Annotated in this window: 24 protein-coding genes; 17 read left to right on the top strand and 7 right to left on the bottom strand. The window is 40.3% G+C overall.

Annotation, left to right across the window (positions count from 1 at the left end; translation table 11 throughout):
• Positions 1-265 precede the first annotated feature (265 nt).
• The 13 genes from G3I01_RS17090 to G3I01_RS03700 all read left to right on the top strand — a co-directional run bounded on the left by G3I01_RS17090 (position 266) and on the right by G3I01_RS03700 (position 13052).
• Positions 266-394 (top strand): hypothetical protein, encoded by a 129-nt coding sequence (locus G3I01_RS17090; protein ID WP_257710721.1) that lies wholly within the window; start codon positions 266-268, stop codon positions 392-394.
• Between the two features lie 425 nt (positions 395-819).
• A complete protein-coding gene (locus G3I01_RS03755) occupies positions 820-1476 on the top strand; it encodes a 50S ribosomal protein L25/general stress protein Ctc (protein WP_108170711.1) in 657 nt (218 codons plus the stop codon).
• 135 nt (positions 1477-1611) lie between these two features.
• Positions 1612-2238, top strand: coding sequence for an aminoacyl-tRNA hydrolase (pth, locus tag G3I01_RS03750; protein WP_219551191.1), 627 nt, complete (start codon positions 1612-1614; stop codon positions 2236-2238).
• Positions 2239-2244: 6 nt separating this feature from the next.
• Complete coding sequence (locus G3I01_RS03745) at positions 2245-3180, top strand: bifunctional riboflavin kinase/FAD synthetase (RefSeq protein WP_219551189.1); 936 nt, start codon at positions 2245-2247, stop codon at positions 3178-3180.
• Positions 3173-4492 (top strand): HTTM domain-containing protein, encoded by a 1320-nt coding sequence (locus G3I01_RS03740; protein WP_219551187.1) that lies wholly within the window; start codon positions 3173-3175, stop codon positions 4490-4492. The genes G3I01_RS03745 and G3I01_RS03740 overlap by 8 nt, the downstream gene beginning before the upstream one ends.
• Before the next feature lie 56 nt (positions 4493-4548).
• The gene (locus tag G3I01_RS03735) at positions 4549-5775 is read left to right on the top strand and encodes an alpha/beta hydrolase-fold protein (protein WP_257710719.1); all 1227 of its coding nucleotides are present in this window, start codon (positions 4549-4551) and stop codon (positions 5773-5775) included.
• An 87-nt stretch (positions 5776-5862) separates the two neighbouring features.
• A complete protein-coding gene (gene serS, locus G3I01_RS03730) occupies positions 5863-7134 on the top strand; it encodes a serine--tRNA ligase (protein WP_219551185.1) in 1272 nt (423 codons plus the stop codon).
• Between the two features lie 45 nt (positions 7135-7179).
• Positions 7180-8964: a tetratricopeptide repeat protein gene (locus G3I01_RS03725; protein ID WP_219551183.1), complete on the top strand. Its 1785-nt coding sequence runs from the start codon at positions 7180-7182 to the stop codon at positions 8962-8964.
• Between the two features lie 22 nt (positions 8965-8986).
• Complete coding sequence (locus tag G3I01_RS03720; RefSeq protein WP_219551181.1) at positions 8987-9295, top strand: DUF4286 family protein; 309 nt, start codon at positions 8987-8989, stop codon at positions 9293-9295.
• An 88-nt stretch (positions 9296-9383) separates the two neighbouring features.
• Positions 9384-10217, top strand: a complete 834-nt coding sequence (gene rsmA / locus G3I01_RS03715; RefSeq protein WP_219551179.1) for a 16S rRNA (adenine(1518)-N(6)/adenine(1519)-N(6))-dimethyltransferase RsmA — start codon at positions 9384-9386, stop codon at positions 10215-10217.
• Positions 10198-11547, top strand: a complete 1350-nt coding sequence (mgtE, locus tag G3I01_RS03710; RefSeq protein ID WP_219551177.1) for a magnesium transporter — start codon at positions 10198-10200, stop codon at positions 11545-11547. The genes rsmA and mgtE overlap by 20 nt, the downstream gene beginning before the upstream one ends.
• 122 nt (positions 11548-11669) lie before the next feature.
• A complete protein-coding gene (locus G3I01_RS03705) occupies positions 11670-12653 on the top strand; it encodes a 2-hydroxyacid dehydrogenase (protein ID WP_219551175.1) in 984 nt (327 codons plus the stop codon).
• A gap of 6 nt (positions 12654-12659) precedes the next feature.
• A complete protein-coding gene (locus G3I01_RS03700) occupies positions 12660-13052 on the top strand; it encodes a VOC family protein (protein WP_219551173.1) in 393 nt (130 codons plus the stop codon).
• A gap of 117 nt (positions 13053-13169) precedes the next feature.
• Here G3I01_RS03700 and G3I01_RS03695 read toward each other — a convergent pair whose 3' ends face one another.
• The 5 genes from G3I01_RS03695 to G3I01_RS03675 all read right to left on the bottom strand — a co-directional run bounded on the left by G3I01_RS03695 (position 13170) and on the right by G3I01_RS03675 (position 18346).
• Positions 13170-13823 (bottom strand): SDR family oxidoreductase, encoded by a 654-nt coding sequence (locus tag G3I01_RS03695; RefSeq protein WP_219551171.1) that lies wholly within the window; start codon positions 13821-13823, stop codon positions 13170-13172.
• A gap of 146 nt (positions 13824-13969) precedes the next feature.
• Entirely contained in the window at positions 13970-15772 is a 1803-nt protein-coding gene (locus G3I01_RS03690; RefSeq protein ID WP_219551169.1) for a lysophospholipid acyltransferase family protein, read from the bottom strand.
• Between the two features lie 213 nt (positions 15773-15985).
• Positions 15986-17236, bottom strand: coding sequence for an aspartate kinase (locus G3I01_RS03685; protein WP_219552763.1), 1251 nt, complete (start codon positions 17234-17236; stop codon positions 15986-15988).
• Positions 17236-17712, bottom strand: coding sequence for a GNAT family N-acetyltransferase (locus G3I01_RS03680; RefSeq protein WP_219551167.1), 477 nt, complete (start codon positions 17710-17712; stop codon positions 17236-17238). The genes G3I01_RS03685 and G3I01_RS03680 overlap by 1 nt, the downstream gene beginning before the upstream one ends.
• Positions 17713-17857: 145 nt before the next feature.
• Positions 17858-18346: a GNAT family N-acetyltransferase gene (locus G3I01_RS03675; RefSeq protein ID WP_219551165.1), complete on the bottom strand. Its 489-nt coding sequence runs from the start codon at positions 18344-18346 to the stop codon at positions 17858-17860.
• A gap of 100 nt (positions 18347-18446) precedes the next feature.
• Here G3I01_RS03675 and fbp point away from each other — a divergent pair, with 100 nt between their 5' ends.
• A complete protein-coding gene (gene fbp, locus G3I01_RS03670; RefSeq protein WP_219551163.1) occupies positions 18447-19493 on the top strand; it encodes a class 1 fructose-bisphosphatase in 1047 nt (348 codons plus the stop codon).
• Here the strand turns inward: fbp and G3I01_RS03665 are convergent.
• Positions 19466-19897 carry a TerB family tellurite resistance protein gene (locus tag G3I01_RS03665; protein WP_219551161.1) on the bottom strand — a complete coding sequence of 144 codons (432 nt, stop codon included), beginning with the start codon at positions 19895-19897 and terminating at the stop codon, positions 19466-19468. The two genes, fbp and G3I01_RS03665, sit on opposite strands and share 28 nt — an antisense overlap.
• 153 nt (positions 19898-20050) lie before the next feature.
• Here G3I01_RS03665 and G3I01_RS03660 point away from each other — a divergent pair, with 153 nt between their 5' ends.
• Positions 20051-21073, top strand: a complete 1023-nt coding sequence (locus tag G3I01_RS03660) for a ligase-associated DNA damage response exonuclease (RefSeq protein ID WP_219551160.1) — start codon at positions 20051-20053, stop codon at positions 21071-21073.
• Positions 21070-22662 (top strand): ATP-dependent DNA ligase, encoded by a 1593-nt coding sequence (locus tag G3I01_RS03655; RefSeq protein WP_219551158.1) that lies wholly within the window; start codon positions 21070-21072, stop codon positions 22660-22662. Before G3I01_RS03660 ends, G3I01_RS03655 begins: the two co-directional genes overlap by 4 nt.
• A gap of 7 nt (positions 22663-22669) precedes the next feature.
• Here the strand turns inward: G3I01_RS03655 and G3I01_RS03650 are convergent, their stop codons facing one another.
• Positions 22670-23722 (bottom strand): hypothetical protein, encoded by a 1053-nt coding sequence (locus G3I01_RS03650; protein ID WP_257710716.1) that lies wholly within the window; start codon positions 23720-23722, stop codon positions 22670-22672.
• Positions 23723-23847: 125 nt separating this feature from the next.
• On the opposite strand from G3I01_RS03650, the gene G3I01_RS03645 reads away from it, so the two are divergent.
• Complete coding sequence (locus G3I01_RS03645; RefSeq protein WP_257710715.1) at positions 23848-24507, top strand: bestrophin family ion channel; 660 nt, start codon at positions 23848-23850, stop codon at positions 24505-24507.
• Positions 24508-24563: the final 56 nt, after the last annotated feature.

Genomic DNA, 24563 nt, shown 5'->3' with positions numbered 1-24563 from the left:
TGCTTCAGGTTGGCTTGTTACTATCAAACCTTCAATTTACTGAAATTTGACATCAATGACTTATAAGGCTTTGTGAAAAAACCAGTTAGGATGGAATATGGAGAATTTATAGTTGAGATTTTAACCGGGTTGCTACACTGAGCTTTGCGAAGTGCGCTTGTGAAATCTTTTTTTTAGCGGAATGCCACACTGAGCTTGTCGAAGTGTGTTTTTTAATTGATGAGATTTCTCCCTACGATCGCAAAGACAAAAAGAAAGTTTTAAAATGTCCTCATTTTCGACTTCGGGACCCGTAGGTGAAAGAAGCGTTAAGAAAGAATTGCTGTTTGACCGCAGGGAGTTCAATTCTTTTAGCTTCCGAGCCGTAACGGGTGAACAAGAAAATGAAGACTAGATTTTTTGTTTCTTTTTCAGCAATGGAAAAAGAAAGGAGAAAGAATACTAATTGGCAAGGAAAATTTAATTCTGAACATGGGATTGCTTCACTGCGTCCGCAAAGACAAAAAAACAAGTAAGAACCATCCATCGACAGGCTCAGGATGACAATTTTCAAAGGACTTTTAAACGACTGTCGAAAGTATAGAGCAAAATTTAAAATGGCTTTTAAAATGATAAGAGTTTAATTTTCAAAAATCTAGGTCTGAATTTCATTATTCAAGCATCCAATGTCTAAATTCTAATCACTATCAGAACTTTTTCAACAACAGGGTTTTAAAGATTCAGAAAAAGGCTTACTTTTGCAGCCTAAAATTTTTAAACAAATGAAGGCGGTTCACGAAGAACTTGACAACATTTGTTCAATTAAATTAAGTAATTCAAATGAAATCAATTACGATCAACGGATCTAAAAGAGAAAGCGTAGGCAAGAAGGCAACGAAAGCACTACGTAATGCTGGACAGGTTCCTTGCGTATTGTACGGGGTAGAAGGTGATCCACTACACTTTGCAGCAGAGGAAATCGCATTTAAAGATTTAGTGTATACTCCAGATGTACACACAGTAAAAATCAAATTGAAAAGTGGTGAGTCTTACGACGCTATCCTACAGGACATTCAATTCCACCCTGTAAGTGACGCTATCCTACACATGGATTTCTACCAGATATTTGATGATAAGCCAATTACTATGGAAATCCCAATTCACACTGAAGGTGTGGCAAGAGGGGTTAAGAACGGTGGTGTATTAAGATACAACCTTCGTCGTCTTAAAGTAAGAGGTTTACCTGGAGATCTTCCAGATTATATCGTAGCTAACGTGACTAAACTTAAAATTGGTCAGAAGCTATATGTAACTGGTGTAGACAGTAAAGACTACGTGATCCAGCATCCAGATAACACAGTAATTTGCCAGGTTAGAACTTCTCGTAACATCGTTGCTCTTGATGATGATGAAGACGAAGATGAAGTTGCAGCAGATGAGGTACCAGCTACTGAAACTGATGACGTGGCAGCAGTAAAAGAGGGAGAAGATAACTAGTATCCTTTTTTGAATACCTAATAAAAAGCATTCCGTTTCGGGATGCTTTTTTGTTTAAATCAAATTTATATCCGCTTTTAGATTTTCTGATTTAAAAAGTATCTGATTAATTTTATCTTTACCAAAACTAATTGGATGCTTTCATTCTTCGGAAGGATTTTAGGAAAGACAAAAACCGGGGAGAAAATCGATCCCATGAAGAAATTTTTGATCGTTGGCCTTGGGAATATTGGCCCTAAATATGAAAATACCAGGCATAATATAGGATTCAAGATCCTTGATGAACTTGCCCGTGAAAAAGAGGTGGCTTTTGAAACCCAGAAACTGGGCGATGTGGCTACCTTTAAATATAAAGGCCGCACCTTCGTTCTGCTTAAGCCAAGTACTTATATGAACCTTAGCGGGAAAGCCGTTAATTACTGGATGCAGAAAGAAAAGATCTCTCTTGAAAATCTGCTTGTGGTTACAGATGATCTTAACCTTCCCTTCGGAACCTTAAGATTAAAGACCAAAGGCAGCGATGGCGGGCATAACGGACTCAAAGACATCCAGGCCCAGTTGAACACCACGAAATATAACCGGTTTAGATTTGGGATCAGCGATGAGTTCTCCAAAGGAAGCCAGGTAGATTATGTGCTGGGAGAATGGGATGAGCAGGAAGAGAAGAAATTACCCGAACGATTAAAGACTTCGGCAGAATTGATACAATCTTTTGGAACCGCCGGAGTTTCCAATACAATGAATACTTTTAACGGTAAATAGCAGAATTTGAAAGAATATAAAGGAGCAAACTCATTCCTAAGCGAACGGCAAACGGTGGTGACCATTGGTACTTTTGACGGGGTTCATGTGGGACATCGCAAGATCATAGAGCGATTGGTGAATTCTGCTCACGCGAATAATCTTGATTCTGTCGTGCTAACGTTTTTCCCACATCCGAGAATGGTGTTGCAGAAGGAAAGCGGCATTCAGCTTATTAATACCATCGAAGAGAGAAAGCGTTTACTGGAGGAGACCGGGATAGATCACCTGGTGGTGCATCCTTTTACCCAGCAATTTTCAAGGCTTACCGCGGTGGAATTCGTGCGCGATATCCTGGTGAATAAGCTAAAAGCTAAAAAGATCATTATTGGCTATGACCATAGATTTGGACGTAACCGTACTGCAGATATCAACGATCTGAGACAATTCGGGATAGAATTTGGTTTCGAGGTTGAAGAGATAACTCAGCAGGATGTGGAGCAGGTGGCGGTGAGTTCAACCAAGATAAGAAATGCACTTTTAGAAGGCCGTGTGGAACGTGCTAATTTATATTTACAACATCCTTTTACCCTTAACGGAACTATAGTGAAAGGCCGCGGAATAGGCAAAGACCTGGGATTTCCTACCGCTAACCTGGAAGTTGAAGAAGATTATAAGCTTATCCCGAAAAACGGGGTTTACGTGGTTAGTGCCAATATCGACGGAGACAGAGTTTTCGGGATGATGAATATAGGGACCAATCCTACCGTAGGAGGAAAAGAGAAGACCATCGAGGCTAATTTCTTTGAACTGGATAAAGATCTTTACGGAAAGGAATTAGAGATCGAAATGCTGGTGAGGATAAGGGATGAGAAGAAATTCGATTCTGTAGACGATCTTAAGATCGCTATGAAACAGGACCGGGCCTTTTCCAAACAATACATAAAAGATAACTATGCTTAACAGGTGGTTGTTCAAACAAGTTGATAATTCGGCACTTGTAGTATTTCGTGCGTTTTTTGGTTTGTTGATCGCCATCGAGGCCTTTGGAGCGATCTTTACCGGTTGGGTAAGGAGAACGCTAATGGAGCCTGAATTCACCTTTAATTTCATAGGTTTTGAATTCCTGCAGCCTTTACCTGGCAATGGGATGCTTTGGTATTATGGTATCATGGGCTTGTTCGGCATCTTCGTGATGGTTGGTTTCAAATACCGGATTTCCATTCTTGCCTATGCGATCATGTGGTCTGGGGTTTATCTTATGCAGAAATCATCGTATAACAACCATTATTACCTCTTAATGCTGTTATGTTTCGTGATGTGTTTTTTACCGGCCCACCGCTGGTTTTCCGTGGATGCAAAAATAAATCCCTCTATTAGCAGGATATCCATGCCCCGCTGGGTTTGGGTTTTTATAGTACTGCAGCTCTGGATCGTCTATACCTATGCCTCGGTCGCAAAATTATATCCGGATTGGCTGGATGGTAGTTTCCCGGCAATTTTAATGAAATCTAAACGGGATTACTGGCTGGTTGGTGAATTCCTGCAGCAGGGTTGGATACGTTATGCGATCGCTTATTTCGGATTGCTATTTGATCTTTTAATCATTCCATTGTTATTATGGAAACCTACTAGATTGCCTGTTTTCCTGGCAGCAATATTCTTCCATCTTTTCAATAGTTTTATCTTTCATATCGGCATCTTTCCTTACATGTCCCTTGCCTTCTGTATCTTCTTTTTCCCTACGGAAACCATCAACAGGATCTTCTTGCGGAATAAGAAAAAGCACTATGAGGGTGATGAGGTCATCGTGCCTCCTTATCGTAATTTCCTGATAGGAGCCATGTCTGTCTGGTTCGTCATCCAGGTAAGCCTGCCCTTAAGACACTGGTTTTTTAAGGATGATGTGCTCTGGACCGAAGAAGGACACAGGTTAAGCTGGCGTATGATGCTTCGCGGAAAGAGCGGCCGGGTAGCTTTTAAAGTGGTTGAAAAAGGAACCAGCGATACGATCTACGTGGACAAGAAAGATTATTTATCCCGGAAACAATTGCGGGCCATTACTTCCAAGCCAGACCTTATCTGGCAATTTGCGCAGCGCCTGGAGGAGGAATATGCAGAAAAAGGCAAAGAAGTTGAGGTGTATGTGGAAGGAAAAATAAGTGTAAATGGCAGACCTTATAAGCCATTAATAGATCCAAAAGTAGACCTCGCCGCAGAAAAATGGCAGCATTTTAAACATCACGAATGGATCATGCCTTCAGAAGAAAAATAGCATAATCTTATTTTTATAACTGTTGAATCTATAGATTAGATGAAATTCTAAATCTAATGATGAAATTCAACCTACTTTTCACCCTTATTTTATTATGTTTTTCAGGATATGGCCAGCAGGATATTGTTATAGGGCAATCTGTAAATATTCATTCAGAAATTCTGGATGAGAACAGGAAGCTGGATATCTACCTTCCTGAAGACTACGAAGAATCTGATAAGACCTATCCGGTTCTATATCTCCTCGATAGCGATTACAATTTTAAGCATGCGGTGGGAACTGCAGAATATCTTTATCGCAACAGGCGAATTCCCCAAATGATCATCGTTGGGATAAGGAATACCCACCGTAACCGGGACCTTAGCCCAGATTCTCCCGAACTTAGTCAGGAGGAGCGTGACCGAATGGGAGTAGCCGGGGCAGCGGATAATTTTATGACTTTTATAGATAAGGAATTAATTCCTCATATAATGGAGAATTATAAAGCAGCACCGTATGAAATAATTGTTGGACATTCTCGAGGCGGATTATTTAATACCTATACCTTCTTTAAGCAGCCCGGTCTCTTTGATGCTTATCTTACCATTAGCCCGAGTTTATGGTATCCCAATAAGGTGATTTCGAAGGAATTTGAGGAAGTATTTAAGCCATCAGATCTTAGCGCTACTTTTTATATGACACTTGCTGATGAAAAGAAGGGAACCATGAGGGGTGATGTCTTGAAGTTAAGCGGAAAATTCCATAACTATATCAATGCCCATCCAGAAGCTGATCTCAGGTTTAAATATGAACCTATGCCCGAGGAATCCCACGGATCTATAGGTCTGCCTTCTATTTACCATGGCCTGAAATATATTTTCGAACCTACCCAATATGAGGCACCTGAAACCAAAGAAAAGATCATAGCCCAGGGAGGTCCACAGGGAGCGCTTGATAAAGCTGTGGCTTACTTTGAACAATTATCTGAAAAATATGGGTTCGAAGTGACCAATGAATATGCTCTTATAGATCTGGGTTATAACTTTCTATCTGTCGATGAATTTAAAGAGGATTCCGTTAAGGCGTTTAAACTGAATGTCGAAGAACATCCAGATTCCTACGACGCCTATTCTACCCTGGGAATGGCATATGAAGAGCTTGGTGAATTTGAAAAGGCAAAACCCAATTATGAAAAAGCTTTAAGAATGGTGAAGGAAACCGGAAACTTTGAGTGGGAATTTTATCAGGCAGATCTGGAACGGGTGGAAGAGAAATTACAGAAAGAGACCATAGCAGCTGAATAGCCTTAATTTGGCAATGATTTTCTTACCTGCTTTTGTTACATTTGCAGCTCGTAAAAGTATAAACGGCAAATTAAATTAAACCGCCTCATGTTACAGGTTTCAAAGATTGCAGAGCATAAAGAAGAGTATATCAAAGCCCTTAAAAAAAGGAACTTTGATGCTTCAGATATTTTCGAACAGGTTTTAACCCTGGACGAGACCAGAAGGTCTACCCAGGCGAGCCTTGATGATATTCTTGCGAGCTCCAACAAAATGTCCAAAGAGATCGGGCTATTGTTCAAGAATGGAGAGCACGAAAAAGCAAATATCCTTAAGGAAAAGACAAGCCGTTTAAAGGAGGAATCCAAGGAGCTTTCAGAGAAACTAACGGCTACCATTGCCGACCTGCAAAACTTGCTTTATACCATCCCTAATATCCCTCACGAATCTGTTCCGGCAGGGATGAGCGAGGATGATAACGAAGAAATTTATAAAGAAGGTGATATTCCTGTGCTGGCAGAAGGTTCTATGCCTCACTGGGAACTTGCGAAGAAATACGATATTATAGATTTTGAACTTGGGAACAAGATCACCGGTGCAGGTTTTCCTGTTTACAAAGGAAAAGGAGCGAGGCTTCAGCGCGCGCTAATTACCTGGTTCCTTGATAAAGCCATTGAAGCCGGATATACCGAATATCAGTTGCCATTGATGGTGAACGAAGCTTCAGGTTTTGGAACAGGTCAGCTGCCAGATAAAGAAGGGCAGATGTACCACGTGACTGGAGATGACCTTTACCTTATCCCAACTGCTGAGGTTCCTGTGACCAATATGTTCCGTGATAATTTGATGAATGAAAAGGATTTTCCTGTGCTATGTACAGGCTATACTCCTTGTTTCCGTCGTGAAGCCGGTTCGTATGGTGCGCACGTTCGCGGACTTAACCGTTTGCATCAATTCGACAAAGTAGAGATCGTAAGACTGGAAACTCCTGAAAATTCATATGCGGCCCTGGATAAAATGGTGGAGCATATAAAGGGACTTTTAAAGGAATTGAAATTACCTTACAGGATCCTTCGTCTTTGCGGTGGAGATCTTGGTTTTACTTCAGCTTTGACCTTCGATTTCGAAGTTTTCTCAACTGCGCAGGATCGCTGGCTGGAAATAAGCTCTGTTTCTAACTTTGAGAATTTCCAGGCGAACAGGCTGAAATTGAGATTCAAGAATAAAGAGAATAAAAAGGAACTTGCGCACACCCTTAACGGTAGTGCACTTGCCCTGCCGAGAGTATTGGCCGGGATACTTGAAAATTATCAAACCGAAGCGGGTATTAAAGTCCCTGAAGTACTCGTACCTTACTGTGGTTTCGATATTATAGATTAATTTCTCTATCATATTATAAAACAGCGCAAATGTTTATATTTACATATGCGCTGTTTTTTGTTTATAGCTTTATGGTTTATAGCCGGTTGCGGAGTCTTTGCTCAAAGTGAACAACTGGCTAAGAATTTCTTTGACCAGGGCGAATATGAGAAAGCCCTGAAGATCTATGAAAGGCTTTATAAAGACAACCCCGCGAACCTTGTTTTCTTCAATGGCCTCGTTTCTTCCTATCAGCAAATGGAAGATTTTGATAAGGCTGAAAAGTTGCTCGTAGAAAGACTTAATAATTCTGCCAATAATCCTTCGATTCTTATAGAGTTAGGGCACAATTTCGAACTTCAGGATCAGAACGAAAGAGCTACCAATTTTTACGAGGAGGCTTTGCAGACCATAGAAGGAAGGCCTAATTATGCCTATGCCATCGCTCGCGGATTCGAACAATATAATTTACTGGATTATGCCGCCAGGGCCTATGAAAGGGCTATGGAAATTAATGCAGATCGTAATTTCAACCTGCAATTGGCGCGAATTTATGGGGAGCAGGGAAAGATCGAAGAAATGTTCAGCAATTACCTGGATCTCATAGAAGACGACATGAAATTCTATGGATTGGCGAATAGGGAGTTTAACCGTTATATCACTGAAGATGCCCAGGCCGAGCCGAATGTAATCCTTAGAAAATTACTGCTGAAAAAGCTTCAGGAAAATCCGGCTTTGCTTTATAATGAGATGCTAAGCTGGTTATTTGTTCAGCAAAAGGATTTTAGCAAAGCTTTCGCCCAGGAAAGGGCGATTTATAAAAGAGGAGAGAATAACCTTCAGGGCATCCTGAATCTGGCATTTATCGCTAAGGAAGCTGAAGATTATGAATCTGCTAAGGAGATCATTACTTACGCGATCGAGGAATCTCCCTCGCCCATTTTCAATCTCCAGGCTCGTCATTTTTTGATCAACCTTCAGTTGGAAACTGCCAATCCTGAAGAATATGCAGATATAGAAAAGGAATTTGAATCTTTATTAAGCGAATATCCTCAATCTGACGGGAGCCTGAATCTTCAGATCGACTATGCTAATTTTCTGGCTTTTCAGTTAGATAAAAAGGACCAGGCGGTAGAGATTTTAAGAAGTACGGCAGATGAGGTTAATTCAGATTTTGAAAAAGCCAGGGTGAAAATGGCCCTTGCCGATATACTGGTGGTTCAGGAAAAATTCAATGAAGCCCTGATCTATTATTCCCAGATCCAGAGCCTGGTGAAAAATGATGCGATGGCTCAAAATGCACGTTTTAAGGTTGCCAAAACCAGTTACTTTAAAGGTGATTTTGAATGGGCAAAAACCCAGCTGGATATTTTGAAATCTTCTACGTCTCAATTGATCGCCAACGATGCCATGGAGTTAAGCTTGCTTATAAGCGATAATTCCCTGGAAGACTCAACTCAAACCGCCTTAAAGGAATATGCAAAAGCAGATCTTCTGTCATTTCAGAAAAGAACTCCGGAAGCCATCCAGGCCCTGGATTCAATTTTAATTAATCACAAGGGAGAAAAGATCGAAGATGAAGCGCTGCTTAGCCAGGCGAAATTATATGAAAAGGAAAAATATTTCGAAAAGGCAGAGCGTAATTATCTTGCGATCATCGATTCGTTCGGGGATGATATCCTGGCAGATAATGCCCATTATTTACTTGCAGAGCTTTATGCAAACGAGCTTCAGGATCCAGACAAGGCAAAAGGCTATTACGAGCAAATTATCTTTAACTTTGCAGACAGTATCTATTTTGTGGACGCCCGTAAAAAATACCGGATGCTTCGCGGAGATACCATAGAGTAATTCCAAAATTTAAAATCTAGAGATGGTCATATACAACGTCACTATAAACGTTCAGGAAGATATTCATGATGAGTGGATAAAATGGATGCAGGAAGAACATATCCCGGAAATGCTGGATACGAAGAAATTTCAAAAAGCCCTGATGACGAAAGTGATGGTGCAGGAGCCTATGGGTGGCATCACCTATTCTGTTCAGTATACCGCTGAAAGTAAGGAAATGCTGGAGCGTTATTATTCTGAAGATGCCGATGAGATGCGTTCCAGGTCTAAAGCCTTTGAAGGAAAGTTCGTAGCCTTCAGGACCGAGCTGGAAGTTATAAGCGAACAGTAGAGTTTTATGCAGCCAGTAACAACTGGCAAATGCAGGGACCTTCCCGGGAGCAAATTTATTTTGCTCATTTACCTTATTAAATAAGAATATGAAAAAATATAAGCCTTCATTCAACAAGCCTTCAGCCAAAGATGATCAGGGTGTAAGAGCTAAGAAACATCTTGGGCAACATTTCCTAACAGATGAGAATATCGCCTCTAAGATCGCCGATACGCTAAGCTATGAAGGTTATGACAAGGTTCTGGAGATAGGCCCGGGAATGGGAGTGCTTACAAAGTATCTTTTAGAGAAAAAGTCTGAGATCCATGTGATCGAGATCGATACCGAAAGCGTGGCATACCTGGAGAGCAATTACCTTCATTTACGCGGCAGGATCCATGAAAAGGATTTTTTAAAGCATGACCTTTCCGAGATCTTTCGTGATGAGCAATTCGCCATCATCGGTAATTTTCCCTATAATATTTCTACACAGATCGTTTTTAAGGTGCTGGAATTAAGAGACCAGATCCCTGAATTTTCGGGGATGTTCCAGAAAGAAGTGGCTAAAAGGATCTGTGAGAAAGAGGGAAATAAGACCTATGGTATTTTAAGTGTATTAACACAGGCTTTTTATGAAGCCGAATACCTGTTCACCGTGCCGCCTTCGGTTTTTAATCCGCCGCCAAAAGTTGATAGTGGGGTGCTTAGATTGACCAGGAAAGATAATTTCACGCTGCCCTGTGACGAAAAGCTGTTTTTCAGAGTTGTCAAAACGGCCTTCAACCAGCGTCGAAAAACCATGCGTAACAGTTTAAAAATCTTTAATCTTCCCGATAATTTAAGGGAAGATGCTATATTTGGCCTTCGGCCGGAACAACTCAGTTTCCAGCAGTTTATTGAACTGACACAAAAAATTGAGCCGTATGCAATTTCAGGTAAGTGAAGAATTAATAGATAAGATCAAGTACCTCATCGAAGAGAGAAAAGATGAGGAGATATTGCTGCACCTTGAAGAAGTGCACCATGCTGATATTGCCGAAATTCTAACCGAACTTGATGTTGAAGAAGCTACTTACATAGTTAAGCTTCTAAATAGTGAGCAAACGGCTGAAGCTCTTATGGAGCTGGAAGAGGATAGAAGGGAACGTATCCTGGAATGCCTTTCTCCAAAAGAAATAGCCAATGAGCTTAACGAGATGGACACCGATGACGCGGCCGATATCATCTCTGAACTTTCCCTTGAACTACAGCAGGATGTAATTTCTGAAATTACCGATGAGCAACATGCAGATGATATCGTGGAACTTTTACGCTATGACGAGAATTCTGCCGGTGGTCTTATGGCGAAAGAGTTGGTGAAGGTTAGCGAGAACTGGAGTGTGACCGGTTGTATGGCCGAGATGCGTAAGCAGGCAGAAAACGTGACCCGGGTGCATTCCATCTATGTAGTAGACGATAAGAACAAGCTAAAAGGGAGATTGTCTTTAAAGGACCTGCTCACCGCTTCCAGCGATGCGAACATTAGTGACATTTATATCCCGAATGTAGATTATGTGAATGTGCATACCGAAGGGGAGGAAGTAGCGAGGATCATGCAGAAATATGACCTTGAAGCTATACCTGTAGTAGATGAAATGAACAGGTTGGTGGGGCGTATTACAATCGATGATATCGTGGATTTCATTAAAGAGGAAGCCGAAAAAGATTACCAGATGGCTGCCGGTATCTCTGAAGACGTTGAGGCAGATGATAGTATCTGGAGATTGACCCGTGCCCGTTTGCCCTGGTTAATTCTTGGACTTTTTGGAGGCCTGGGAGCAGTGTACGTGATGAAGGGATTTGAAGAAGCACTTGCAAATTATGTCGAGCTTTTCTTCTTTACACCTTTGATCGCGGCGATGGCGGGAAATGTGGGAGTACAATCCAGCGCGATCATCGTGCAGGGTCTGGCCAACGATAACCTTAGAGGAAGCCTCTTTAACCGACTTTTAAAGGAGATAGGCTTAACGCTGATCAATGGTCTTGCCCTGGGAATTCTAGTGATCCTTTTTGGGCTTGTCACCGGGCAGCCCCCAATCGTAAGCTTTACCATAGCCCTGGCGCTGGTAACGGTGATAATCATCGCGGCACTTATTGGTACTTTCGTGCCGATAATCCTAGATAAGCAGGGGATAGATCCTGCCATTGCAACCGGTCCTTTTATTACGACCAGCAACGATATATTTGGGATCTTTATCTTCTTTTACCTCGCTAAAACTATCTTAGGTTTCTAGAAAGACCACCCAATTCTTCCGGTGCTTAATATCATTCTTTATCTTTGTAGGTCCGTTTTTCATATCAAACTGAAAGAGCGGAATTTGCTATTTGAATTATTAATCTGAAAAAGATAAAAAACATGATTATTCTGCATGCCGATACCAATCATCCCACTTTGATGAAAAAACTGGAAGAGGCAGGACACCATAATATCGAAGGATACGAACAGTCCAGGGAAGAAACTTTACAAAATCAACATTTATACGATGGCATCGTAATAAGAAGTCGCTACAAAATAGATCGCGAATTTATAGATGCCGCTCCAAATCTTAAATTCATAGCTCGTGTTGGTGCGGGCCTTGAAAGCATAGACGTGGATTATGCAGAGGAAAGAGGCATAAAATTGTTCTCTGCACCAGAAGGAAATAGAAATGCTGTAGGAGAACATGCTCTTGGTATGCTTTTATCCCTTTTTAACCGTCTTAATAAAGCAGATAAGGAAGTGCGGGAAGGATTATGGCACCGGGAAGAGAATCGTGGTGTGGAGCTGGACGGTAAAACCGTTGGACTCATCGGCTATGGAAATATGGGGAAGGCGTTTGCTAAAAAACTCCGTGGTTTCGATGTTGATGTGATCTTTTATGATATCAAGGATGGAATTGCCGATGAAAATGCCCGCCAGGTAGGTTATGATGAATTCTTTGAAAAGGCAGATGTGGTAAGTCTTCATACTCCATGGACAGAGGATACCCATCAAATGATCAATAAAGAGTTTATTTCCAAGTTCAAAAAACCTTTCTGGTTCATTAATACCGCCAGGGGTAAGAGCGTTGTGACTGCCGACCTTGTAGATGCCTTAAAAGAAGAAAAAGTGCTTGGTGCAGGACTCGATGTTCTGGAATATGAAAAAGCCAGTTTTGAAAGTCTTTTTTCCAATAAGAAAAATGTATCTATCAGCGCAGCAGATCCAATCCCAGATGCGTTAAGGGAATTAATGTTCATGCCGCATACACTTTTGAGTCCGCATGTTGCCGGTTGGACTAAGGAATCTCATGAAGGTCTTGCCACCGTGATTGCAGATAAGATCATTGCTGAATTTGGTGAAGGAGATTACAAAAAATAATTTATCATGAAAAATAGGGTAACGGGTTTAGGCGGATTTTTCTTTAAAGCGAAAGATCCCGATAGCGTTAAAAAATGGTATAATGAGCATCTTGGTCTGAATACAGATCAATATGGTTGCACTTTCTGGTGGAAAGATAAGGAAGGCAATGATTGCTCTACCCAATGGAGCCCTATGAATGAAGACACAGATTATTATAAGCCTTCGGAAAAGCAATTTATGATGAACTTCAGGGTTGAGAATCTTGAAGAACTTCTTAAAGCTTTAAAAGAGGAAGGTGTTGAGGTTGTTGGAGAAATGGAAACTTACGATTACGGTAAATTCGGCTGGATCATGGATCCCGAAGGAAATAAAATTGAATTGTGGGAACCCGTAGATAAAGTTTTCAAAGATCAGTAAATCTTTTAGGTGAACTGTCTTGCTGAGCGCAGTCGAAGCCTCGTCTAATCTCAAAAAATAAAAAGGCTACTTAGAAATCATTTCTAAGTAGCCTTTTATTATAAATTGCTAAGTCTACTAACCTAGCTGGCTAAGATCGATCAAAGCAGATTTGATAGATTCTTCACCTTCTATAGCTTCAAAAGTTATGTTTTTCACTAGTGGATCTGCCAGGGACATTACCAAAATAAAAGCAACATCATCTCTTGAGATCTCACCTCTTTCATTCAGAGAACCTTTAGCAACTTTTACTTTAGCAAGCCCAAGATCATCTGTGAGTGCTCCCGGACGAACGATAGTATAATTTAACCCGCTTTCTCTCAGGTATTCATCTGCATCCCTCTTGGCTTCCAGGTAATGTTTTAGATCTTCGTTCTTTGAAGGATCATCTGCCCCCATAGAACTTAGCATCACGAATTTCTTCACGTTCGCCGCTTTTGCCGCGTCTATTAATTTTTTAGCACCATCCCTGTCTACAGCATCTGTTTTTTCATCTGAAGTGGCTCCACCAGAACCCGCTGCAAAGATCACTTTGTCGATCCCTTTCATGGTGTGGCTTACGTCTCCTTCAAGGTCACCTAAAACGGCTTCAACCTCCATGTCCTCAAATTGTTGTCTTTGTTCTTCTTTGCGAATAAGCGCTAAAGGATTGAAGGTTTCTGAATTGTTCAGGATCTCAATAACTCTTTTTCCTGTATGACCGGTAGCACCGGCAATTAATATATTTTCCATAGTTTTCTTTGTCTTTTATTGTTCAAACAAGATAAGGAGGAATAGATAATTGGCACAGCCAAAAGCAAGGAATAACAGTATCTTAACAGGTTTTTGGTCTGTTAATAGGAGGCAATGAAAAATTTAAATAAAACCTTTGTAAGTATTTACTTCATGGCCGCGGCTCTCTCTTCCAGTTCTTTCTGAAATTCTTCCATAACTGGTTTCACCGTGCTTTCTGGAAGGTCTGCAATTCTAATATACATAAGACCGTCAACCGCGTCATTAAAAAGAGGATCTACATTAAAGGCAACGACCTTAGCGTTCTGCTTGATATACTTTTTGATGAGCACCGGTAACCGCAGGTTTTCGCTTTCCAGTTCATCGATGATCTTATCAAATTTATTAAGATCGGCTTCGCTTTCATCGAAAACAAGATCCTTGTCTGCATCTTCCAGTTTCACCTTGAATTCCTTTTTCGGCCTTACATACTGAGCGACATAGGGATCGTAATAATTCGATTTCATGAATTCTATCATCAGCGATTTAGAGAAGTTGCTGAACTTATCGCTAATGGTCACCCCGCCAATAAGGTATTTATGTTCCGGAAATCTCAGGGTACAGTGCACGATCCCTTTCCATAGTAGGAAGAGTGGCATTGGCTTCAATTGGTATTCTTTAATTATAAATGCGCGACCCATTTCGATACTCTGGCTCATCATTTTGTGCAGTTCCGGTTCAAACCGGAACAGGTCCTGAAGATAAAATCCGTTGATACCGTGATCAGCATAGATTTCACTTCCCATACCCATTCTATAGGCCCCGGCGATCCTTTCGGTTTCGTTATCCCAGAGAAAAAGATGGTGATAATATTCATCGAATTTGTCCAGGTCTATACTGTTATTGGTGCCTTCTCCAACTTCACGAAATGTTATTTCCCGTAAACGACCAATCTCATTCAGAATGTTCGGGATCACCTCACGTTTGGCAAGGAATACCTCATAGTTCCTGCTTTGAAGGAGCCTTTTGTCCATTTTCCGGCAGTTTTCCACCTCGATATTCATAAGTTCCGAATTGGTTTCCTCGGCAATATCTTTTGGGGATCTTGGTATTTTTAGCGTTTTAGGCAGGTTACTTAATAGTTTTTTCTTTTCAAATGCATTTGCAAGCATGTAGGTCTTTCGGCGTAAAAAGGCAGTATAGGCCTCCAGGTTTGGATGTTCCAGTTGATCTTCTACAGATATAGGATGCCCAACTCTCACTTTGATCTTCCGGCGTCTTTGAGAGAGCATTTCACTTGGCAATTTGGCGGTCCTTAGAACATCGCTGAATGAGGCGAGCCTGTAAAAGAATAGGCTGTTCTTAGCATGAAAATATATTGGGACCACGGGCACCTTCGATTTCTGAATGAGTTTCATGGCTGAAGGCTCCCAGGGTTTATCAACGATCACTTTTTTATCCCGGTAGGTAGAAACTTCACCGGCAGGAAAAATACCCAGGGCATTACCTTCTTTGAGGTGAGCAATGGCATTTTTCATTCCGCTAAGGCTGGATTTAGCTTCCTTGTGATCTTCAAAAGGATTTACCGGAAGGATAAAAGGTTTTAAAGGATCTAACCTATGTAAAAGAAAATTGGCGATAACCTTATAATCTGGTCTGCTTTGTAAAACCAGTTTCATCAGGATCATCCCGTCTATCCCACCAAGGGGATGGTTGGAGATCGTAATGAACGGTCCTTCTTTCGGGATTCTTTTTAGATCTTTTTCCGGGATTTCGTAATCAATCTCGAATTCTCTAAGGATAGAATCAATAAAATCGGTGCCTTTTAGATTCCTGCGCTTATCGTATTCTTTATTAATGCGGGAGAGTTTGGTCGTCTTCAGAATTAGCCAGCCAATTCCCGTACCCAGGAATCCGAACTTACGTAAATTCATAACATTGGCTACTTCTTTAGCACTTACGATTCCCATATTTGATTGGTTTATGCTGTTTAAATGTCCTAAAGGCTTTTCAAATGAACTTCCTTTAGAAATTCACGGAATTGCAATTTAGCAATCCCGATAGGGTAAATTACAAAATTTCAAAATTGTATTGCCGGTTCAGGATGGCGAAACCTATAGATTCTTCAGCAAATACATATTTTGGTTGAAGAAATTTCGTATTCAAAAATAAGAAATCAATCTCTAGTTTTCGGCTACCAATTGTACAGTGTTTTGGGTAAGTTGTTTCAGAAGAACCGTTTTGTCCTTTTCCAGACCTTTGATTGCCTCCTCATTGAAATGTCTTATAGTATAAAGGGAAACTCCGGTCTTATAATCTACCTTAAATCTAGCTTTAAGGTGTTGAATAAGTTTTTCCAGTTGATTGAATTTGTTGTCCACACACACTCTAAAACTGATAGCAGAATTTTGAATGAGATCTACCTTCATCTGGTACTGGTGAAAAAGTCGGAATATTTCTGAGATGTTTTCTTCTACCATAAATGAAAAATCCAGCGATGAAAGCGAAATCAGCACCTGGTCTTTTTTTACGATAAAACATGGAACTTCGGGAAAGATGGTCTTTCCTTTGCTTACAGCGGTACCTTCCCCCGTAGGATCCAGAAAGGATCTTACAAATAGTGGAATTTCCTTTCGTTGAAGTGGTTGTAAGGTCTTTGGGTGAATTACCGATGCTCCGTAAAAAGCAAGTTCGATAGCTTCTTCATAAGAGATCTTATTCAATAGTTCCGCTTTATTGAAGAAACGCGGATCAGCATTCAATACACCCGGCACATCTTTCCAGATCGTAACATTTTCAGCATTCATGCAATACGCGATGATCGCTGCAGAATAATCTGACCCTTCACGGCCTAGTGTCGTCGTGAAATTATTCGGATCTGAAGCGATAAACCCCTGGATGATATTTAGCTTTTTCGCATCAATATTTTCCTGGATAAGATCCTGCGTTTTTGTCCAGTTTACCTGCGCATCCCTATAAGTGCTGTCAGTCTTTATAAAATTCCGTGCATCCAGCCAGGTAGAATCTATATTTTGAGAATTTAGGTATTCGCTTACTATAGTTGTAGAAACAAGCTCACCATAACTTACGATCTGGTCGTAAACGAAATCATATTGATTAGATTTATTATGTTGTAGAAAGTTTTCAAGTTCGGTGAAAAGAGCTTCGGTTTTAAAATAAACGGGAGCTTCTTTATTCTCGAAAAGCTCCTCCATGATACTGCGGTGGTATTCCTTTACCTCCTCAAGACTTGAAGGGATCCTGGTGGTTTTTAAATAGTCTTTAACCACAACTTCCAACGCATTGGTCGTTTTTCCCATCGCCGAGATCACGATAAGCGTATTTTCACTTCCGGTCTCTTTCAGAACTTTAATAAGGTTTTTTACTCCTTCGGCATCCTTTACTGAAGCGCCACCAAACTTATAAACTTTGATCACTTTTTCTTCACGTTTTTCTGGATTCCACTTTCTTCCATATGTACGGTTTTCCAGCTTTCTTTGATCTCTGCTCCTGTATTCTCATAAAACTCGATCGCATTTTTATTGCCTTCAGAAACCACCCATTCTATACGTTTAACTCCGTTTTCGTGGCCATATTTTACAACCTGCTTATAAAGTGCTCCGCCAAGACCAGTCCCGCGCATACTTTCACGAACGATAAGATCTTCTAAGTGTACCGTTCTTCCTTTCCAGGTGGAGAATCTGAAATATACGAGTGCCATTCCTTCAATCTTTCCATCTACATCTGCTACAAAGCATTTGAAATTTCCATGGTCGAAGCCTTCTTTTTCAAGATCGGCAACCGTCACTTCCACGTCATCCAGGTGATTTTCATGTTCTGCAAGTTCTTTTATAAGCTCCAGAACATCATCCATATCTTCCCTTCTGGCTTCTCGTATTGTATATTCCATATGTTGTTATTTATTTGTTCGTATTGGTCATATGCAATTCGCTATCGAAATCCAGTTATAAGCTGAAATTTCATATTGGCTCATTTCATAATTCAGATTCTTAACAAAAATAGTGATTGCTTTTTATAAGCCTATTAATACCGTCTTAAAGGATACCTTTCTTTTCCAGGAATTGGTGCATAGCTTTTTCGTCCATTTGCACCGTGTCCCAGTCTTCCATGACATCTGCTCCACTTCTTCGGTAAAAATCGGCTGCGTCTTTGTTCCAGTTTAAAACCACCCATTCGGTACGTTTTACCTTTTCTGAAGCCGCATATTTTATTACCTCAGTATATAAGGCAGAACCTAATCCTTTTCCGCGGAACGCTTCCCTTACAATAAGATCTTCCAGGTGTACGGTCTTTCCCTTCCAGGTAGAATATCTATAGTAGACCAAAGCCATTCCTTCTATCTTGCCGTCGGCTTCAGCCACAAAGCAGTGAAATGCAGGGTGTTCACCAAACCCGTCCCTAATGAGGTCATTTTCATCAATAATAACCGCCTCGGGCTCTTTTTCGAAAACTGCCAGTTCCTGGATAAGCTCTAAAACTTCGCCCATATCTTCCTTTCTGGCGTCTCGTATGTTAATTTCCATATAAATTATTTTATACAAAAATAAACAATGTTAGTATTGTCAGCGAAAACGTTGTAGTACGTTTAAATTTTAATAATTTAGCCAGCGTAAATAAAAGAACATGCCTAAGCCAAATCAAACCCTAGGAGAATTTATTATTGAAAATCAAGCTGATTTCCCGGGTTCTTCCGGTGAACTTTCCAGATTGATCAATTCCTTGAGACTTGCCGCGAAAGTGGTGAATCATGAAGTTAATAAAGCCGGGCTGGTAGATATCATAGGGGCTTATGGTGAAACTAACATTCAGGGAGAAGATCAGCAAAAACTGGATGTCTACGCCAATAATAAGTTTATTCAAACCCTTACGAATCGTGAGATCGTTTGCGGTATCGCTTCAGAAGAGAATGATGATTTTATACAGATAGAGGGGCACAAAGGAGATAATCAAAATAAATACGTGGTACTCATGGATCCTTTGGATGGTAGTTCCAATATAGATGTGAACGTTTCTGTAGGTACCATTTTTTCAATTTACCAAAGAGTTACACCCGTTGGAACACCGGTGCAAATGGAAGATTTTCTGCAACCTGGAAATAAACAGGTGGCTGCAGGTTATATTATTTATGGAACTTCCACCATGCTTGTATATACTACCGGGCATGGGGTGAATGGATTTACACTAAACCCTGCTTTAGGTTCGTGGTACCTTTCACATCCAGATATGAAGTTCCCTGAAGACGGGCAGATCTATTCTATTAATGAAGGTAATTATGTTCATTTTCCTCAGGGTGTGAAAGATTATATAAAATACTGTCAGCAGGAAGAAGGTAACCGCCCATATACCTCCAGGTATATTGGCTCTATGGTTTCTGATATTCACAGGAATATGATCAAGGGAGGAATATTTATGTATCCTAAGAGCTCGAAAGCTAGTGACGGGAAACTCAGGCTGCTTTACGAATGTAATCCTATGGCTTTTCTAACTGAACAGGCCGGCGGCAAGGCAAGTGATGGCTTTAAAAGGATACTGGATATTAAGCCAACCGAATTACATCAGCGTGTACCATTTTTCTGTGGAAGCAGAAAAATGGTAGAAAAAGCTGAAGAATTTATGACAAAAGCTGAAACTAAAGATCAGTCTCAGTCTATTTCTTTTTCAAGTAAATAACGGTAATCGTCAAAATTTAACTGGCCGCTAAATATTTGGATAGATCGTCTAATTATGCCTTCAGAAGCCTGGCTTGAGAATCCAAGACCGATGGCATATTTTTTAATTAGTTCTGTTTCCTCTTCGTCAATAATATGATCTGCGAAAATTATTTTAAAAAGATCGTGAAGACGCTCGAGTCTTCTTTCAATGCTATTATAAGCTGAAAGAGGGAAAAGTTTTGGGTTTTCGATAACCTTGTCATACTCTTCTTCACTAATGTCTAACTTTCTTGCAAAACGTTTTAGAAGAGCTTCTTCTTCGGTATTAATATCTCCATCAACTGCTGCAAGGTTTACAATAGAGGCGAAATGACTAAGATTTCGTAGGTGCTCTCCCGAGCCAAATAAATCTGAAAAGGACATTATTGTAATGATTTTATTGTACAAATATAGTTAAACATGCAGTTTTTAGTGTCAATGCACACCTAAATTAATTCTCATCAATCGCTAATCTTTTCTTAATCCCTTTCTGATAAAATATCTATTAATTAATTTAAAAATCTTTCAGAAGAATATATGAGAACTCCGTTACTGGCTTTTAATGATAAGGGAATTTATTGTGCTGCGGCAGATGTTTATCTGGATCCATGGAAGCCTGTTGATAAAGCCATAATTTCCCACGGCCACGCAGATCATTCCCGCTGGGGGCATAAAAAGTATATCACCCACCATAGCAATGTTCCAATAATAAGGCATCGCCTGGGAGAAATTAGTGTGACGGGAAAAGATTGGGGTGAAAGTTTTGGCATCAATGGGGTTAAATTTTCTCTCCATCCGGCTGGTCATATTATTGGTTCTTCCCAGATTCGTGTAGAACATAAGGGAGAGGTGTGGGTCTTCACGGGAGATTACAAAACTGAAGATGATGGTGTAGCGGTTCCCTATGAACCAGTAAAATGTGACACTTTTATTACTGAATGTACTTTTGGATTACCCGCCTTTAAATGGACTCCGCAAAAGCAGGTTTTTGAAGATATCAATAACTGGTGGCAACAGAATAAGGAGGATGGAAGGACCTCAGTACTTTTCGGATATTCTCTAGGCAAAGCACAGCGGTTATTGAAGCATTTGGACACATCTATAGGAAAGATCTACACACATGGAGCCATAGAGAATATGACCGAAGTGCTGAGACCTCAATTGGAATTTCCAGCAACCACCAGGATCACTAAAGAAATAAAGAAGGAAGAAATAAAAGGCAGTATTGTGCTTGCTCCGGGTAGTGCTCACGGCACCACCTGGATAAAGAAAATGGTACCTTATGTAACTGCTTCGGCCAGTGGTTGGATGACCTTTAGGGGAGCTAGAAGGCGAAGGGCAATCGATAAAGGTTTTGTACTTAGTGATCATTGCGACTGGCAGGGTTTATTAAGTTCCATCAAAGAAACCGGTTGTGAGAAAGTGATCTGTACCCATGGGTATACCGATATATTTTCCAGGTTTCTCAGGGAACAGGGGTATGACGCCAGGACCGAGGAAACGCAATATGAAGGAGAAACCGGCCAGATGGAAGCCGAAAAAGAAAAGGATTCAGAATGAAAGCATTTGCCGATCTCATAAGAACGCTGGACAGCACCAATAAAACAACTTTGAAGGTTGAGGCGCTAACCGAATATTTTAAAAATGCACCCCCAAAAGATAAGGTGTGGACCATTGCGATCTTAAGCCACCGCCGGCCACCACGACCGGTTAATACAACCCTGATGAGGGAATGGGCATCAGAACTTGCAAAGATCCCCTTATGGTTATTTGAAGAATCTTACCATATAGTTGGGGATCTGGCAGAAACAATTGCCCTGGTGATCCCGGCCTCAGAAGATTCTACAGAAAAGAGCCTGAACCAGTTCTTACAGGAGATCATAGAACTAAAACCTAAAGCTGAAGATGAGAAAAAGGAATATCTTTTTGAAAACTGGCTAAACCTTAACTATTACGAACGCTTTGTTTTTACCAAACTTATCACGGGCAGTTTCAGGATCGGGGTGAGTCAGAAATTAATGACCAGAGCCTTATCAAAAGCTACCGGAATAGATGAAGATATCCTTGCCTACAAGATGATGGGAAACTGGGAGCCAGCAAAGATCACTTTCAATAAACTTATTCTGGAAGAGAACGAGGAAGATTTTCTCTCCAAACCTTATCCATTTTATCTTGCTTATGCCATTGAAGATGAACCGGAAGAACTGGGAGACGTTTCACAATGGAGCGCTGAGCATAAATGGGATGGTATACGGTCCCAGGTGATCATTAGAAATGATGAACTTTTTGTATGGAGCCGGGGAGAAGAACTGGTAACCGATAAATATCCCGAGTTCGAAGCGTTTGTCGAGGCAATTCCTAACGGGACTGTCCTGGATGGTGAGATCCTTCCTTTTCCTAAAGGTGAAATAGGAACTTTCAAAGATCTGCAGACACGAATTGGCCGGAAGAATGTGAGTAAAAAGCTACTGGAGAAAACTCCGGTGATCTTAAAAGCTTACGATCTTCTGGAATGGAATGGTGAAGATATCAGGGATATGGCTTTTGGAAAAAGAAGAGAGATACTGGAAAAACTTTATCATGAGGTTAAGACAGAGGCGGTGCCACTTCATTTATCTGAAAACATTCAATTTGATAATTGGGAAGATGCGGCTTTGGAACGCGAGAATTCCAGGGAAGTTAAATCTGAAGGTCTGATGCTGAAACGGCTTGATTCACCTTACCTGGTGGGAAGAAAAAAAGGAGATTGGTGGAAGTGGAAGGTCGATCCATTAACAATAGACGCTGTGCTTACCTATGCCATGCGCGGTCATGGCCGCCGGAGTAACCTTTTTACTGATTATACCTTCGGGCTGTGGGATGAAGAGAAAGAGGAATTGGTGACCTTTGCTAAAGCTTATTCCGGATTAACCGATAAGGAATTCAGGCAGCTCGACGCATGGATCAAAAAGAATACTCTGGAAAGATTTGGTCCGGTGAGAAGCGTGACCCCGCATCATGTTTTTGAGATCGCTTTTGAAGGAATTGTAGAATCGAAACGCCATAAAAGCGGAGTGGCAACCAGATTTCCCAGGATCTTGAGATGGCGAACAGATAAGAAGATAGAAGAGGCAAATACACTTGAAGATCTAAAGGCTTTGATTCCTTGATTCAGGATTATTTTTCATTTCGTGCCATATCCACGATATCTTTTTTAAACTTTTTATCATTGATCAGAATATCAAAGAATTCTTCGATGTAATCTACGGTGGCGATGTACTCTTTATCATTTTCGAATAGAGACTCACATTTTTGAAGCTCATTCATTATTTCAGGTTTCTTCACCAAAAACTCCATCCTTACTTCATCGAAAATATTTGGGTCTCTCTGGAAGCCCCTGTACATTCTTTGACGTACGTCATCTATATTCAATTTTTCATCCATGATCTGGGAGACCGTCGCATAACTTGTATTAACCATGCCGGCCATATCAAAATCGTAAGGAACAGGAATTATCTGTCCATCTAAAAATATCAGTTTAGTATTATGATGATAGGCACTGGAATAATCTGTATTGCCAATCATGAACTGAAAAAAAGAATTCCTCACAGATTCTAAGGGCATATGATTTAAAGGATGCGTTTTGTTTTCCATCACTTTACCTCCAATTCTTTCAGCAACATGTTTGTCATCTTCAATCAGAAAACCTTTTATATCGTGGGTCTTTATGCTCTTACCTTTAATTTCCTCGAAATCAAGCCTCACCAGTTTGGTTTTGAAATGATAAGGGGAAACAATTTCATAGAATTTATAAGCCAGATATTCTTTGATTATATTATCATTCATATCGCGCTGTATCAAACAGGGCATTACCAGTTTCAGATTTTTATGGCCTTCAAAAGGTGTCTCTTTTGATTCTTTTTTCTTGATCTTTACTTTGATTGGGGTGTAATAACAGTTTTTGAGACGGAAATTTCCGCGCTTTCTAAGTCTAACCTCTAAGGAATCCCATTTAAAATCATCATTTTCGAATTTGAGGTGAGTGTAAACAAAAGTGGAATCATTGGTATCTTTTTTAATATCTTTATTAGAGTAACTAAGAGCTATATTCATTATTTCATCATCCTGGAATAAATCAGAAAAACTTTCCGAAAGTTTAATGGTTTTATCCTGCGAGTATGACTGAGAATAAAGGAACACAGCAAGTAGAAAAAGAAGGAAAGTTCTCATATCCATAATTATGGCATATATTTATCTAAATTATTAAAAATCAAGGTATTAGAAAGTATTTTTCCATTATTAATTTCAGAACCTTTGTCACCCTGATTGTTTCAGCGGCGATCACGTTCCTGGCTTTGAAGTTCGAATTGAGTTTCAATGTAGATCTCACTTTGCTTAGTATCGCCATAATTTTCCCGCTTGTTTTTACCATCCGTGGATCTTTCAGGAGAAGAGAGAAAGCCCTTGAACATCTAAGTGAATTTGTTAGTGCGGTAAAAACCGTGAAGTATTGTCTTTTGAGCAGTGACCAGATAAGTCCTGAAAAAAAAGCCGAAGCCGAAGAGATCCTTATAGATATCAACAACAAGACTATTTCACATCTCGCCGATAAGAACAACGATATTAGAGAGCTGGATAATATTTCCCATAAATTATATGCTTTTGCCCTGCAGGAAGAAAATCTAATTCCTGCCAAGATAAAAGACCGGGTATTCAAGTATATGAAAGATATGCACGAGTCCATTGAGAACCTGCATGCCATTCATTCGCATAGAACGCCAATTAGTTTGATGGCCTATTGCGAGATCTTCATCTATATTTTTCCTTTTATTTATGCACCAACCATCATTCATAATCTTGGAATGCGGGGAGCAGATTGGGTAGCTTATTTTATCGTTTTGTTAACCCAGTTTATCCTTATCTCTTTGTATAATATCCAGAATCAACTTGAATATCCATTCGATAACATTGGAATGGACGATATTAATCTTGATAATTTCAAAATAGAACGTTAGTTGTTTAATAACTGGTAATGAAGCTTAGAATTTTGATGTGCCCTAATCTTTCCCGA

Origin of the sequence: Gramella sp. MT6 (genome assembly GCF_019357415.1) — a bacterium.
Taxonomy (GTDB): domain Bacteria; phylum Bacteroidota; class Bacteroidia; order Flavobacteriales; family Flavobacteriaceae; genus Christiangramia.
Note: the sequence above shows the minus strand (reverse complement) of the source record. Positions and strands in the feature narration are given on the sequence as shown.